We start from the raw sequence: 14,148 nt of genomic DNA, 5'->3' as shown, positions 1-14,148 counted from the left end.
GACGCACTCGTGACCGTCACGGCCCGGTGACTTTGCCTCACGATCTTGCGATAAGCACCCCAAGGGCGTGTCAAACGCCCGTCGCAAGATCGAAGGGGCAGGATGCGGTATTTTACCAAGATATTGATGGGGCTGATGCTGGTGTTGGCGGTCGCGTGTTCGCGGACGCCGGAACGCGGAGGCTATCGGCCCGCGCCGGGACCGGGGGCCAATTCGCAATTGGGCGATTCGGCCCCGCATGACTGGGGCGGTCGCCACCCCTACGGCCATGCGGTCCATGGCATCGACGTCTCGCGCTGGCAGGGCGACATTGACTGGAACCGCGTGCGCAACGCGGGCATCAGCTTTGCCTTCATCAAGGCGACCGAAGGAGGGGATCATTACGACCCGAACTTCCACCGGTATTGGAGAGAGGCGGCGGCGGCCCGCATCCCGCGCGGCGCCTATCACTACTACTACTTCTGCCGCAGCGGGGCGGAGCAGGCGGCCTGGTTCATCCGGCAGGTGCCGCGTGAAATCGGGTCGCTGCCGCCGGTCATCGACCTTGAATGGACCAATTCGCGGACCTGCCCCTATCGCCCGTCGCCGCAGGAAATCAAGCAGCAGGCGTCCATCTTCATGGACATCGTGGGCCGCCACTACGGGCAGCGCCCGATCATCTATACGACGGTCGACTTCTATCGCGACAACCGGCTGGGCGACATGCGGGCCGAGTTCTGGCTGCGGTCGGTCGCCAATCATCCCAGCGTTCCCTATCCCGGTCAGCGGTGGGCCTTCTGGCAATATACCGGCACGGGCATCGTTCCGGGCATCCGGGGCGATACCGACCTTAACGCATTCGCAGGAAGCCAGGCGGACTGGGTGCGATGGTTGCAGGCGCGCCTGACGCGGTAAGGCCCCGCGCGGGGCTGTGGGTCGAGTTCGCGGCGCTCTATCTCGGGGCGCCGCTGGCCATTGCGCTGTTCATGCCGCCCCATATGCTGTTCCGTGCGCTTGCGGTGTTCAGTCTGGCGGGGCTGGGCCTGTTGTGGCTGACCGGAGGCTTCAGCTGGCGGTCGCTGGTGCGGGGCTGGCGCCGCCTGCCCTGGGCCGAGATCGCGGGCATCGCGCTGATCACGCTGGCCGCCGGCGCGCTGATCCTGTGGCAGACCCGGCCCGGCGCGCTGTTCGCCATGGTCCGCGCGCGGCCCGAGTTCCTGGCGGTGATCTGGCTGTTCTATCCCTTCCTGTCCGCGCTGCCGCAGGAACTGATCTTCCGCCCATTGTTCTTCCATCGCTATGGGACCATCCTTCCGCAGGGGCGGGCGGCCATCGCGCTGAATGCCGCGATCTTTTCCTTTGCCCATCTGATGTACTGGTCCTGGATCGTGGCGATCCTGACCTTCCTGGGCGGCTGGTTCTTCGCCCGCGCCTATCTGCGCCACGGCTTTCCCTCGGCCTGGGTGCTGCACGCGGTGGCGGGCAACGTGCTGTTCGCGGTCGGCATGGGCGTCTATTTCTACAGCGGCAACGTGGTGCGGCCGTTCTGACAGGTTGACTTCCCGCCCCTGCCGGGCTTGATGCACGGCGGATTATTCGGGGAACGACCATGCACGCCTATCGCAGCCATACCTGCGGCGATCTGACCGCCGCTTCAGCCGGCGAAACCGTCCGCCTGTCGGGCTGGGTCCATCGGGTCCGCGACCATGGTGGCGTGCTGTTCGTCGATCTGCGCGACCATTACGGCATGACGCAGGTGCTGGCCGACAGCGACAGCCCGGCCTTTGCCGCGATGGACAAGCTGCGGGCGGAAACCGTGATCCGCATCGACGGGCGGGTAAAGCTGCGCGACGCGTCCCTGGTCAACCCCAAGCTGCCTACCGGAGAGATCGAGGTCTATGCCACGGACCTTGAGGTGCTTGGTCCGTCGGACGAACTGCCCCTGCCGGTCTTCGGCGACCAGGAATACCCCGAGGAAACGCGCCTCGCCTATCGCTTCCTGGACCTGCGCCGCGAGTCGCTGCACAACAACATCATGCTGCGGTCCAAGGTGATCCGGTCCATCCGCAACCGCATGTGGGACCAGGGCTTCACCGAGTTCCAGACCCCGATCATCACCGCGTCGTCCCCCGAGGGCGCGCGGGACTTCCTGGTCCCCTCGCGCCTGCACCCGGGCAAGTTCTATGCCCTGCCGCAGGCCCCCCAGCAGTTCAAGCAGCTGATCATGGTGGCGGGCTTCGACAAGTATTTCCAGATTGCCCCCTGCTTCCGCGACGAGGATCCGCGCGCCGACCGCAGCCCGACCGACTTCTACCAGCTGGACCTCGAGATGTCCTTCGTGGACCAGGAGGACGTGTTCAACACCGTCCAGCCGGTGATCCAGGGGTTGTTCGAGGAGTTCGGCGGCGGCCGCCCGGTCGATCCGAACTGGCCGCGCATCCCTTACGCGGAATCGATGCTGAAATACGGCAGCGACAAGCCCGACCTGCGCAACCCTATTGAGATGCAGGTGGTGTCCGACCACTTCCGCGGCTCGGGCTTCGGCATCTTCGCCAAGCTGCTGGAGCAGGAGGGGACCGAAGTCCGCGCCATCCCCGCCCCGACCGGCGGCAGCCGCAAGTTCGCCGACCGCATGAACGCCTTCGCGCAGCGCGAGGGGTTGCCGGGTATGGGCTATATCTTCTGGCGCAAGGCCGAGGATGGCTCGACCGAAGCCGCCGGTCCCATCGCCAAGGCGCTTGGCCATGAGCCGACCGAAGCCATCCGCAGCCAGCTTGGCCTGGGCGAGGGCGACGCCGTCTTCTTCCTGGGCGGCAAGCCCGAACAGTTCGAGGCCGTCGCGGGCCGCGCCCGCAACGAGATCGGGCGCGAACTTGGCCTGACCCAGGAAAACCAGTTCAAGTTCGCCTGGATCGTCGATTTCCCGATGTACGAGAAGACCGACGACGGCAAGATCGACTTCAGCCACAACCCGTTTTCCATGCCGCAGGGCGGGCTGGACGCGCTGTCCGGCGATCCGCTGGCGGTCAAGGGCTATCAGTACGATCTGGCCTGCAACGGCTATGAACTGATTTCCGGCGCGATCCGCAACCACAAGCCCGAGATCATGTTCAAGGCCTTCGAACTGGCCGGCTATCCAGCGAGCGAGGTCGAGAAGCGGTTCGGCGGCATGGTCAAGGCCTTCCGCTATGGCGCGCCGCCTCACGGCGGTTGCGCTGCCGGGATCGACCGGATCGTGATGCTGCTGGCGGACGAGCAGAACATCCGCCAGGTCATCATGTTCCCGATGAACCAGCGGGCCGAAGACCTGATGATGGGCGCGCCCTCGGAGCCCACCAACGAACAGTTGCGCGAGTTGCGCCTGCGCGTCCTGCCGAAAGAGTGATCTGACAACGTCGCCACCCGCCCCTAGGTTCGGCGCGGGGGATCGCCCCCGTTCTGCAAGGGGGCGCGAATGCCGGCATATCCCGAACTTGCCGCGATCCGGCTTGGCTATGGGCTGTCGCCCTTGACCCGTCCGCCAGCCGACCCAGCGGCCCTTGTGGAGGCCGTGGCCTCTGCCGCGCCCGACCGCGACGCCTTTTCGCTGGCGCGGGATCATCTGCCCTATCGTGTCCGCCTGGCGGACCTGAACCGATCGGGCGCCCCCGACAAGGAAGCGCAGTTGAAATCCCTGCGCGACGAGGTGCGTATCCTCGGCCTTCGCGCGCCCCGGGTCAGGATTGCCCGCGCCGTCGGCGATGCGGGGGGCTTTGGCGAAAGGCTGGTGCAGTTCTGGGCGGATCATTTCACGGTAACGAATGCAAACCTGTTCGACGCCCTGTCCGCCGCAGCCTTTGTGGACGAGGCGATCCGGCCGCATCTGACATCCAGTTTCGCGGAGATGATGTTCGCCGCCGAGACCCACCCCCGGATGATCATGTATCTGGACCAGACCCTTTCGGTCGGTCCCAATTCGCCGGCTGGCAAGCGCGGGCGCGGCGTCAACGAAAACCTTGCGCGAGAGATGATCGAGCTTCACAGCCTGGGTGCCGGGGCGGGCTATCATCAACGCGACGTGCGCCAGCTTGCGCTGCTTCTGACGGGGCTGACCTTCAGGCCCGACCTCGACCAGGCCAGCATCTTCAACGGGAACTGGGCAGAACCTGGCCCTTTTCAGGTGCTTGGAAAGACCTATCTGCGGGGCGAGGGACAGGGCGCCATCCGGCAGGTGATCGAGGATCTGGCAAGGCATGATGCCACCGCCCGGCATATCGCGCACAAGCTGGCCGTCCATTTCGTGTCCGACAATCCGCCCGACAGCCTTGTGGGGCGGCTGGCGCAGGTGTTCCGCAGCACGAAGGGCGACCTGCCCGCGCTGTACCTGACGCTGGCCGAGGCGCCGGAACTGCGCGACTGCTTTCGCCAGAAGGTTCGCCAGCCCTTCGACTATGTCGTGGCGGCGCTGCGCGGCTGCGGCTTTCGGCGCCAGGACGTCATGGCGCTGGACCAGCAGGCGCTTCAGAACCGGCTGCTGTCCGGCATGTTCATCATGGGACAGAAATGGGGCGCACCGCGCGGACCCGACGGCTGGCCCGAGGATGCGTCGGCCTGGGCCACGGCCCAGGGGCTGGCGGGGCGCATCGACTGGGCCATGCGCCTGTTGCCCAAACTGCGCCCGACCCTGCCCGATCCCCGCGACTTCCTGCAAGCGGCGCTTGGGGGCACCGCGTCGGACGCACTTCGCTGGGCGGTGCCCCGCGCGGAAAGTCCGGCCGAGGGTTTGGCCGTGATCCTCGCCTCGCCCGATTTCAACCGGAGATGACGCGATGCTGTCCCGACGCCTGTTTCTGAAATCGACCGCGCTGATCGGCTGTTCGGCCGCCGCGCATCCGATGCTGTCTTCGATGACCTTCGCCGCCGCACCGGGCGAGAACCGGCTGGTCGTCATCATCCTGCGCGGCGCGATGGACGGCCTGGACGTGTTCCAGCCCTATGGCGATCCGGCGCTGCGCCAACTGCGCAAGACGCTGTCGGCGGGGCCCGAGAAGGGCGCACAGGATCTCGACGGCTTTTTCGCGCTGCATCCATCCCTGGCGCCGCTGATGCCGCTGTGGCACGCGGGGGAGCTGGCCTTCGCGCCTGCGGTGTCCACGCCCTATCGCGACAAGCGCAGCCACTTCGACGGCCAGGACATGCTGGAGGCTGGGACCGGCACCGATGTCGAGACCAGAAGCCAGCGCGATGGCTGGCTGAACCGGCTGTTGCAGACCATGCCGGGCCTGCGGTCGGAAACTGCCTACTCCGTTGGCCTTGACGACATGCGGATCCTGGACGGCGCGGCACCGGCAAAAAGCTGGTCGCCGCAGACCCGATTCAAGCTGAGCGCCCAGGGCCAGCGGTTGCTGGCGCATGTCTGGCACGACGATCCCTTGTTCCGGCCCGCTGGCGAACAGGCGATCGAGATCATCAACGACGACCTGGCCCGGATCGAACCCGCCACGGGACCGGCCCGCGATGCCCAGGCGTTGGCGCGGTTCACGGCGGATCGCCTGAACAGGGAAACGCGGATCGCCAGCTTTTCGATTTCCGGTTGGGACAGCCATGCGCGGCAAGCGCCGGTCATCGACCGCGCCTTGCAGCGACTTGGCACCGCGATCCTGACCCTGCGTGCCGATCTTGGGGCGAACTGGTCGCGGACGACCGTGCTGGCGATGACGGAATTCGGCCGAACCGTACGGGAAAACGGCACCGGGGGGACCGATCACGGCACCGGCGGGGCGATGCTGGTGGCGGGAGGGAACATCCGTGGCGGCCGGGCGATCGGCGGCTGGCCGGGGCTGGCGGAAGGCAACCTTTATGCCGGGCGTGACCTGATGCCCTTGCGCGATATCCGCGCCCATGCCGCCTGGGCGATGCGCGATCTGTTCGACATCCCACGGGATGTGCTGGAACGCACTGTCTTTCCCGGTCTCGACCTTGAAGACAATCCCCGCATCCTGGGGTGATCGCGGCAGGGATGGCTGTCAACCCATAGCCTTGCCGCAAGGATCGGGCCTGACTGGCGCTGACTTGGCCCGACCCGAGGTGTGAGTTCCCGCCGGGAGGCCGCCTTGTCACATGCTGGCAACCTTCGCCAGGCGTTCCTGCACCAATCCGCTGATCCGCGCCAGATCGCTGGCCAATGCATGTCCCGCGTCATGGTCGCGCGCCAAGGCCGTGGCGGCAGCCTCAAGCACCGGATCGTGAGCCGACCGGGCAATCCCCGCCAGGAAATGCGCGATGTATTCGACCGCTGCCGTATCCTGCGCGGTGGCCAGGATCTCGGCAACGTGCGCCAGGTCGTCCCGCAGGCCAGAGGGGTCGGGCTGGATCACCTCGTCCGGCAGAAGGCGCAGGCCGTGGCCGCGCATTTCGGCAGGCATGGCCGCCAGGATGGTCTGCTGGAAGACGGCAAGGCTTTCGATGGGCTTGGGCAGGAAGCCGTCCGCACCCGCCGCGAGCGCCGCATCGGCCAGATCGGGGTCGCCCGAGATGCCCAGAAGCACCGGCACCCTTGGTTCGGTGCTGGCCACCTGCCGGATCAGATCCGCGCCGTCGCCATCGGGCAGGCCCAGATCGACGATCACCACCGCGGGGCGATAGGTTTGCAGATGCCGCGCCGCGGATCGCAGGCAATCGGCCCGCCGGATCCGCGCGCCCGATCGCAGGCACAGAAGGCGCACCGCCTCGCTTGCAAAGCGCGAATCTTCGACCACAAGAACGGTCAGCCCGGCCAGCGGGCGGTTTGGCATCGAAAGACGCCACATGGGCAATGCCTCGAACGAGGCGGGGGCGATGTCGTTCTGCATGCCGGTTTCCCCTGTTGTGCTTGCCCCAGTTAGCCGCCGATTCGCTAAGAAGCGGTTAACGCCGCAGGGTTTTCCTTTCACCCCGGTCGCGAAACCCCTAGAACCACCCAAAACAGGAGGAAGTCATGATCGGACGCCTGAACCACGTCGCCATCGCGGTGCCCGACCTGGCCGCGGCCTCGGCGCAGTATGCCGACACCCTGGGTGCCAAGGTGGGCGCGCCCCAGGACGAACCCGAACACGGGGTGACGGTGGTGTTCATCGAACTGCCCAACACCAAGGTCGAACTGCTGCATCCCCTGGGCGACGACAGCCCGATCAAGGGGTTCCTGGACAAGAACCCGTCCGGCGGCATCCATCACATGTGCTTCGAGGTGGACGACATCCTGGCCGCCCGCGACCGGCTGAAGGCCGAGGGCGCGCGTGTTCTTGGCAGCGGAGAACCCAAGATCGGCGCCCATGGCAAGCCGGTCCTGTTCCTGCATCCCAAGGATTTCAACGGTTGCCTGATCGAACTGGAGCAGGTCTGATGAACCTGACCGGGGCAATCGTCCTTTACGCCGTGTTGTGGTTCCTGACCCTGTTCGTCGTGATCCTGATCGGTCAGCAAAGCCAGCAGGACGCAGGAGAGGTGGTGCCGGGCACGCCTGCAGGCGCCCCCGCAGACCTGCGCCTGAAGCGCAAGCTGATCTGGACTACGGCCATCGCGGCGGTGATCTGGGCCGCGATCGCCGTCGTGATCCTGGGGGGCTTTGTCACCCGTGGGGATATCGCGAACCTTGACCGGGTGTTCCGCTGATCAGATGGAACAGGTGCGTGAAGGCCGCCGCCGCCAGCAGCGGCACCGCGATGTTCACGAACGGAATCGCCAGGGCCACCGCCACCAGCACCCCGGCCAGCGTCACGCGGCCCGCATTGGCCTTGCGCAGCGCCGTGGCCTGCGGTTCGTCCAGGTGACGGCGCGCGGCCATCTGGAAGAACTCCCGCCCCAGCAGCCAGCCGTTCGCACCGAACAGCAACAAGGGCGCCAGCGGACCCAGGAAGGGCGTCAGGAACAGCGACAGGATCGCCACCACCAGCACGGCCAGCACGACCGCGACTGATTCCAGCAGCCCATCCATGAAATCCAGCCCCGCCCCCCGGCGGGCCGGATAATGCATTTCCTCGACCACGTCGGCCACGCGTTCTGCAAACAGGCCTGCAAAGCCCGCCGCGACCGGAGCCATCAGGAAGAACCCCATCAAGGGGAACAGCGCCAGCGATCCCCAGGACAGGGTGGACCCGATATCCCAAGGTCCGATCCAGGGCAGGGTCAGGCTGCCCGGCACGAAACTGCGAAGCGCCCAGAAGACGGCCGACTGCAGCGCCACGAACAGCAGGATCGTCAGCGCGATCCCCATCAGCGCCAGCCGCAGGATTCGGGGCCGCAGCAGATCGAGCCAGGCCAGGATCAGCGCGCGAAAGACCGTCATTCGAGCCAGGTCGTCTTGCTGGCGACGTCGGGGCGGGGGCGTTCGGGCGGCGTTTCGCCCCGGCTGCCCAGATGCACCAAGCCCACGATGCGCTCATTTTCGGACAGACCCAGGTGGCTGCGCCCGAAGGTTTCGTCCAGGACCGCCGGACCCGTCAGCCAGGCCGCCCCCCAGCCCGAGGCAAGCGCCGCATTGACAAGCCCCAGGCAGACCGCGCCCGCCGACAGGAACTGTTCCCAGCCGGGCACCTTGTCGCTGGCCACCGGGGCCGAAACGACCGCCACGATGACCGGCGAATCGAAAGCCGAAGCAGCCTTCTCTGCCGCCGCCTGTTCCTGACCCATGGCCAGCACCCGATCCCGCAGGACGGGGGCCAGCCGGTCCAGGGCCGCGCGTTCCAGCACCACGAAGCGCCAAGGTTCCAGCTTGCCGTGATCGGGCGTGCGGGCGGCAATCGTCAGAAGGCGCAGGATCTCGGCCCTGTCAGGGGCGGGGGCGCGCAGCATCTTGGGTGGATGCGACCGCCGGCTGGCCAGGAAATCCACCGCGGCATCGTTGCGATAGGACATGTCAGTCTCCTTTTCCCGCCGTTCTTTCGCAAAGCGGCAGAGGGCGCAAGCTAGCCCCGCTCGATCCGATAGTTGCCCTCGGGCAGGTTTAGCGCCAGCCGCAATTCGGTCAGCTGATGCATCGACAGGGTGATGCGCACCACCTCCTCGTCCGGGCCGATCTGTTCCAGGACCACGCGGTCGTCGAAGGACAGGATCACCACATCCTCGTTCAAGGGGCCGGTATCGGGATCGACCTCGTCGATCAGGGTGATGACCGTGGCGTCGAAATCATGCTCGATGGTGAACATCGTCGTCTCCTTGTTTCACGCCGACATTCGCGTGATGTGCAGCCCCCGACAAGCGGGCAGGGTTTGCACGGGTTTTCGCGACCAGCTAGGATCATGCAAGCGAAGCGCAACGATCGCGCCAAGGCAAGGCGCGGCATCGGCAAGGGGCGGACAATGAAGCAGGTCACGGCGGTTCTGTGTGCGGGGGTTCTGGGAATCGCGGCCTGCGCCCCGGTGCCCGTGGATCAGGTGCCGATCCCCACCGGACCCTACGGCGCGGCGCAGCCTGTGCCGGTCCTGACCAATGACGGAACGCCGCAATCTGCAGCCCGCATGTTCGTGTCCGTGATGCGCCGGATGGAGCCGGCAGTCGAACGCGAATGCCTGCAAAGGCGCACACAGCCCATCAATTGCGATTTCCAGTTCGTGGTGGATGACCGGCCGGGTCAGGAAGCAAACGCTTTCCAGACCATCGACGCCACCGGCCGGCCGATCATCGGCTTTACCCTGTCGCTGATCGCCCAGACCCGGAACGGCGACGAAATCGCCTTTGTCGTGGGGCACGAGGCCAGCCACCATGTCCTGAATCACCTGGATCGCAAGGCGGGTGCCGCTGCGGCAGGGGCGGTGATTCTGGGGAGCATCGCCTCGGTCTATGGCAACAACCCCGACGCCATCGAAGCGGCCCAGCGAATCGGGGCGTCAGTCGGTTCGCGCTATTATTCCCGGGATTGGGAACTGCAGGCCGACTATCTGGGCGCGATCATGACCCTGAATGCGGGGTTCGATCCCATAAATGGCTCGCGTTTCTTCGAACGCATCCCTGATCCTGGCGATCATGTGCTGGGCACCCACCCGTCGCGGGCCGCGCGCCTGGCCCAGGTGCGCCAGGCTGTGGCTGATGTTCAAAGCGGCCGAATACGTTGACGTAAACTGTGAAGGCAGTGGCAAAAAAGTCACGAAAACGCGTCGTTTCGCACAGGCGCTCTCCTTTCCGTGATTCTCGGTAATGAATCCGCCAAAAAAGCCGGCTGGATATCAGCGCGTTATTGCACAAATATCACGTTGATAACCCATAAGGCGAAAACTTGCCGAAAATTCGTGAAAAAAAGGTAACGACCCGGCGGATTTCTGCTTTTGTAGTTATTACCATGCACATAAAGTGCAATCATCTGGATCGGGTTGACGCGATGTCCCTAGGCTCGCGTTTGGAGTAGCGGAATGATCGGCGTAGTCGTATGGAGTAGCGCAGAGCGCGAGAAGGCAGTGATCTGGTGCGAAGATCATGCTTCCCTTGCTTATCTGCAGGGCCGCGAAAACCTTGTCCATGCTGCCCGTTGGCCGCAGCCGGGTGATCTGGTCGAACTGGAAAGCGAGGTTGTCGGCGCGCTGCGCAATGCCCGCAGGGTTGTCATGCTGTCTGAACAGGAATTCGCGCATCTTCCCGGAATGCTGCGGGCCACGGCCACCCCGGCCGAATCGCATCTGCGCGTTGTATCCGTGTCCCCAGCCGCCGAGTCGAGAGAGCGGCTGATCCCCGAGCCAGAGCTTCGAGTCGCCGCCGCCCGCTGACCTTAGCCTCAGACTCCGCGCGACAGGGCTGCGACGCCCGTGCGCGCCAGATCGACAAGCCCAAGCGGCCGCATCAGATCTGCGAATGCATCCAGCTTGGTCGGCGTTCCGACCAGTTCGAAGACAAAGCTTTCCAGTGTCGAATCGACGACATTGGCGCGGAAGATCTCCGCTATGCGCAGGGCCTCGACCCGTTTTTCGCCCTGGCCGCGCACCTTGAACAGCCCCAGTTCCCGTTCCACCGCCGGCCCTTCGACCGTCAGATCGTGAACCTCGTGCACGGGCACGATCCGGCCAAGCTGCGCCTTGACCTGGGCGATGACGGCAGGCGTGCCCCGCGTCACAAGGGTGATGCGCGATCGGTGGCCGGTATGATCGACCTCGGCCACGGTCAGGCTGTCGATGTTGTAGCCGCGCCCGGAAAACAGCCCGATCACGCGGGCCAGGACGCCCGGCTCGTTCTCGACCAGGACGGCAAGGGTATGGCTTTCCTCGACCTGGGAATTGGGGTCGCGCAGGTCATAGGCCGAATGGCTGGACGCGCCCTTCTGGATGTTCAAAGCATTCATTGGTCTGCCCTATCTTCTGTGCAGAAATATCCCGGGGTGTGGGGCAGCGCCCCACATGATCACACCAGCACGGCGCCTTCGGATTCGATCACGCCGAATGTCGCGGCCTCGCCCAGCAGCATTTCGTTATGCGGCTTGCCCGACGGGATCATCGGGAAGCAGTTCTCGTGCTTCTCGACCAGGACGTCCAGGATGAAGGGTCCGTCGTAATCCAGCATCTGCTGGATCGCGTCATCCAGTCCCTTCGGGTCGCGGACCACGGCGCCTTTGCAGCCGAAGGCCTCGGCCAGCTTGACGAAATCGGGCAGGCTGTCCGACCAACTCTGGCTATAGCGTTCGCCATGCAGCAACTGCTGCCACTGGCGAACCATGCCAAGCCGTTCGTTGTTCAGGATGAACTGCTTGACCGGCAGGCGGAACTGCACCGCCGTGCCCATTTCCTGCATGTTCATCAGCCAGCTTGCATCGCCCGCCACGTTGATCACCAGGGCGTCGGGATGGGCCATCTGCACACCGATGCTGGCAGGCAGGCCGTAACCCATCGTTCCCAGCCCGCCCGAGGTCATCCAGCGGTTCGGCCCGTCGAAATGCAGGTATTGCGCGGCCCACATCTGATGCTGGCCAACCTCGGTCGTGATATACCGGTCGCGCCCCTTGGTCAGCGCCTCCAGCCGTTCAAGCGCGTATTGCGGCTTGATCAGCGTGTCGCTGTTCCGATAGGCGAGACAGTTCTTCGCCTTCCATCCTTCGATCGTCTGCCACCAGTCGCGCAAGGCTGCGCTGTTCACCTTGCGGCCGCGCGATTTCCAGACCTTCAGCAAATCTTCCAGGACATGGCCCACGTCGCCGACGATGGGGATGTCCACGCGGATCACCTTGTTGATGCTGGAAGGGTCGATGTCGATGTGGGCCTTGACCGAATGGGGGCTGAAATCGGCGACCCGCCCGGTGATCCGGTCGTCGAAGCGCGCGCCGATGTTGATCATCAGGTCGCAGCCGTGCATCGCCAGGTTCGCCTCGTAAAGGCCATGCATCCCCAGCATTCCCAGCCAGTTCTTGCCCGACGCCGGATAGGCGCCAAGCCCCATCAGGGTCGAGGTGACGGGGAATCCCGTGGCATCCGCCAGTTCGCGCAGCAACTGGCTGGCGCCGGGACCGGAGTTGATCACGCCGCCGCCGGTGTAAAGGATCGGGCGCTCGGCCCCTTCCATCAGTTCGGCCAGACGGGTGATGGCCTGGATGTCGCCCTTGCGCGCCGGCTGGTAACGCCCCGGCTCGACCTGCTTCGGCGCGACATAGGTGCCGCTGGCAAACTGCACGTCCTTCGGAATATCGACCAGAACCGGTCCGGGGCGGCCCGAGGTCGCGACCTGGAACGCCTTGTGGATGGTTTCGGCCAGCTTCTCGGTATCCTTGACCAGCCAGTTGTGCTTGGTGCAGGGCCGGGTGATGCCCACCGTATCGGCTTCCTGGAAGCCGTCGGTTCCGATCATGAAGGTCGGGACCTGGCCCGACAGCACGACCAGCGGGATCGAATCGAGCAGCGCATCGGTCAACCCGGTGACGGCATTCGTGGCGCCCGGTCCCGAGGTGACCAGCACGACCCCCGGCTTGCCCGTGGACCGGGCATAGCCTTCGGCCATGTGGACCGCCCCCTGTTCGTGGCGGACCAGGACATGGGTGATGTCGTTCTGCTGGAACAGTTCGTCATAGATGGGTAGCACCGCCCCGCCCGGATAGCCGAATACCGTGTCGACGCCCTGATCGCGCAGCGCCTCGACAACCATTCTTGCACCCGTCATCGTTCGGGACATGCCTTCCTCCATCCTGTTCACACGCGGCCATACCCGCCCGCGAGTCGGCGCAAACTATGGAGGCAGGCGATCAGGGTCAATGGGGTGGCGCGGATAAAATGGCGCGGTTCACACGAAATTTGTAATTTTCTTTCGCGGATCAGCGATCGAATTGCGGCAGCGCGATCCGGGCGACCTGTTCGACAATGGGATCGACGGACAAGGGATGGGCCTCGTTCGAATGATCCTCGGGATTGCCGATGTTCTGCCAGACCCCGCCCTTGTAGATCTCCAAGGCCGAGAACTTGGCCTTGTAGTCCATCTTGCGGCTGCCCGGCACCCAATAGCCCAGATAAATATAGGGCAGCTTCGCCGCCCGCGCGATCTCGATGTGATCCAGGATCAGGTATGTCCCCAGGCTCGCCGGTTGCAGGACGGGATGATAGAAGCTGTAGACCAGGCTAAGGCCATCATCCAGCACGTCGGTCAGGCAGACGGCCGCCAGGAAGTCGTCGCCGGGCGCCAGCCGTTCCGGCTGGTCGCCGCTGCAGCGGTATTCGATCACCCGCGTCTTGACCGGCGTTTCCTCGATCATGGCGGCGAATTCGAAGATGTCCATGTCGGCCATGCCGCCATCGGCGTGGCGGCTGTCCAGGTAACGGCGGAACAGTTCGAACTGCTCTTCCGTGGCCCAGGCGCTTGTCGCCAGACGCCGCAGCCCTGCGTTGCGGCGCATCAGCCGGCGCTGCGTGCGCGAGGGCTGGAAATCCGCAACCCGGATCCGGGCGGACATGCAGGCCACGCAGCTTTCGCAGCTTGGGCGATAAAGGACGTTCTGCGACCGCCGGAAGCCCTGCCGGGACAGGGCGTTGTTCAGGTCGGACGCATTGTCGCCATGCAGCGCGGTGAACAGCTTGCGTTCGGCACGGCCATGCAGATAGGGGCACGGCTGCGGTGCCGTCACATAGAATTGCGGCGCATGGGGCAGGGTATGTCGCATCAGCGCAGGCCCTTATGGCGGATTGTCGTTGCAGAACTGATCATGCGCCAAAAAGGATCCGTATGCTCATCCGTTGATTTTCGCGAAAGCCTAAC

General features: G+C 65.1%; 16 protein-coding genes. 9 read left to right on the top strand and 7 right to left on the bottom strand.

The genetic code is table 11. The features are described 5' to 3' along the window. The first annotated feature begins 102 nt into the window (after window positions 1-102). The 5 genes from RAH32_RS06680 (at window position 103) to RAH32_RS06660 (ending at window position 5,966) form a co-directional block, all read left to right on the top strand. Complete coding sequence (locus tag RAH32_RS06680) at window positions 103-894, top strand: glycoside hydrolase family 25 protein (RefSeq protein WP_306606313.1); 792 nt, start codon at window positions 103-105, stop codon at window positions 892-894. Further along, complete coding sequence (locus RAH32_RS06675) at window positions 867-1,529, top strand: CPBP family intramembrane glutamic endopeptidase (RefSeq protein ID WP_306606311.1); 663 nt, start codon at window positions 867-869, stop codon at window positions 1,527-1,529. Before RAH32_RS06680 ends, RAH32_RS06675 begins: the two co-directional genes overlap by 28 nt. A gap of 59 nt (window positions 1,530-1,588) precedes the next feature. Next, on the top strand, window positions 1,589-3,364 hold the full coding sequence (aspS, locus tag RAH32_RS06670; protein ID WP_306606309.1) for an aspartate--tRNA ligase: 1,776 nt from the start codon (window positions 1,589-1,591) through the stop codon (window positions 3,362-3,364). A 69-nt stretch (window positions 3,365-3,433) separates the two neighbouring features. After that, entirely contained in the window at window positions 3,434-4,783 is a 1,350-nt protein-coding gene (locus RAH32_RS06665) for a DUF1800 domain-containing protein (RefSeq protein ID WP_306606307.1), read from the top strand. A gap of 4 nt (window positions 4,784-4,787) precedes the next feature. Continuing rightward, entirely contained in the window at window positions 4,788-5,966 is a 1,179-nt protein-coding gene (locus RAH32_RS06660) for a DUF1501 domain-containing protein (RefSeq protein ID WP_306606306.1), read from the top strand. A gap of 108 nt (window positions 5,967-6,074) precedes the next feature. Here RAH32_RS06660 and RAH32_RS06655 read toward each other — a convergent pair whose 3' ends face one another. After that, window positions 6,075-6,809, bottom strand: coding sequence for a response regulator (locus RAH32_RS06655; protein WP_373429675.1), 735 nt, complete (start codon window positions 6,807-6,809; stop codon window positions 6,075-6,077). Between the two features lie 125 nt (window positions 6,810-6,934). Between RAH32_RS06655 and mce the strand changes: the two genes are divergently transcribed. Further along, window positions 6,935-7,339 (top strand): methylmalonyl-CoA epimerase, encoded by a 405-nt coding sequence (gene mce, locus RAH32_RS06650; RefSeq protein WP_306606305.1) that lies wholly within the window; start codon window positions 6,935-6,937, stop codon window positions 7,337-7,339. Beyond that, window positions 7,339-7,608 (top strand): DUF1467 family protein, encoded by a 270-nt coding sequence (locus RAH32_RS06645; RefSeq protein ID WP_306606304.1) that lies wholly within the window; start codon window positions 7,339-7,341, stop codon window positions 7,606-7,608. The genes mce and RAH32_RS06645 overlap by 1 nt, the downstream gene beginning before the upstream one ends. On the opposite strand, the gene RAH32_RS06640 is transcribed toward RAH32_RS06645, so the two are convergent. From RAH32_RS06640 to RAH32_RS06630, 3 genes are read right to left on the bottom strand one after another with little or no spacing between them, the layout of a single operon-like run. Further along, complete coding sequence (locus RAH32_RS06640) at window positions 7,565-8,281, bottom strand: EI24 domain-containing protein (protein WP_306606302.1); 717 nt, start codon at window positions 8,279-8,281, stop codon at window positions 7,565-7,567. The two genes, RAH32_RS06645 and RAH32_RS06640, sit on opposite strands and share 44 nt — an antisense overlap. After that, entirely contained in the window at window positions 8,278-8,850 is a 573-nt protein-coding gene (locus tag RAH32_RS06635; protein ID WP_306606300.1) for a nitroreductase family protein, read from the bottom strand. Before RAH32_RS06635 ends, RAH32_RS06640 begins: the two co-directional genes overlap by 4 nt. A gap of 50 nt (window positions 8,851-8,900) precedes the next feature. Further along, window positions 8,901-9,140, bottom strand: coding sequence for a DUF8831 family protein (locus RAH32_RS06630; RefSeq protein ID WP_103172962.1), 240 nt, complete (start codon window positions 9,138-9,140; stop codon window positions 8,901-8,903). Between the two features lie 153 nt (window positions 9,141-9,293). Between RAH32_RS06630 and RAH32_RS06625 the strand changes: the two genes are divergently transcribed. After that, a complete protein-coding gene (locus RAH32_RS06625; RefSeq protein ID WP_306606298.1) occupies window positions 9,294-10,046 on the top strand; it encodes a M48 family metallopeptidase in 753 nt (250 codons plus the stop codon). Between the two features lie 294 nt (window positions 10,047-10,340). Continuing rightward, entirely contained in the window at window positions 10,341-10,691 is a 351-nt protein-coding gene (locus RAH32_RS06620; RefSeq protein WP_306606296.1) for a hypothetical protein, read from the top strand. 8 nt (window positions 10,692-10,699) lie between these two features. On the opposite strand, the gene ilvN is transcribed toward RAH32_RS06620, so the two are convergent. The 3 genes from ilvN to RAH32_RS06605 all read right to left on the bottom strand — a co-directional run bounded on the left by ilvN (window position 10,700) and on the right by RAH32_RS06605 (window position 14,053). Continuing rightward, on the bottom strand, window positions 10,700-11,260 hold the full coding sequence (ilvN, locus tag RAH32_RS06615; protein WP_103172959.1) for an acetolactate synthase small subunit: 561 nt from the start codon (window positions 11,258-11,260) through the stop codon (window positions 10,700-10,702). Window positions 11,261-11,319: 59 nt separating this feature from the next. Continuing rightward, the gene (locus RAH32_RS06610; RefSeq protein WP_373429674.1) at window positions 11,320-13,074 is read right to left on the bottom strand and encodes an acetolactate synthase 3 large subunit; all 1,755 of its coding nucleotides are present in this window, start codon (window positions 13,072-13,074) and stop codon (window positions 11,320-11,322) included. A 139-nt stretch (window positions 13,075-13,213) separates the two neighbouring features. After that, entirely contained in the window at window positions 13,214-14,053 is an 840-nt protein-coding gene (locus RAH32_RS06605; protein WP_103172957.1) for an arginyltransferase, read from the bottom strand. Window positions 14,054-14,148 lie beyond the last annotated feature (95 nt).

It is taken from the genome of Paracoccus yibinensis (assembly GCF_030846195.1).
GTDB classification, from domain to species: domain Bacteria; phylum Pseudomonadota; class Alphaproteobacteria; order Rhodobacterales; family Rhodobacteraceae; genus Paracoccus; species Paracoccus yibinensis.
The sequence above is the reverse complement of the archived record's forward strand: the minus strand, read 5'-3'. Positions and strand labels throughout refer to the sequence as shown.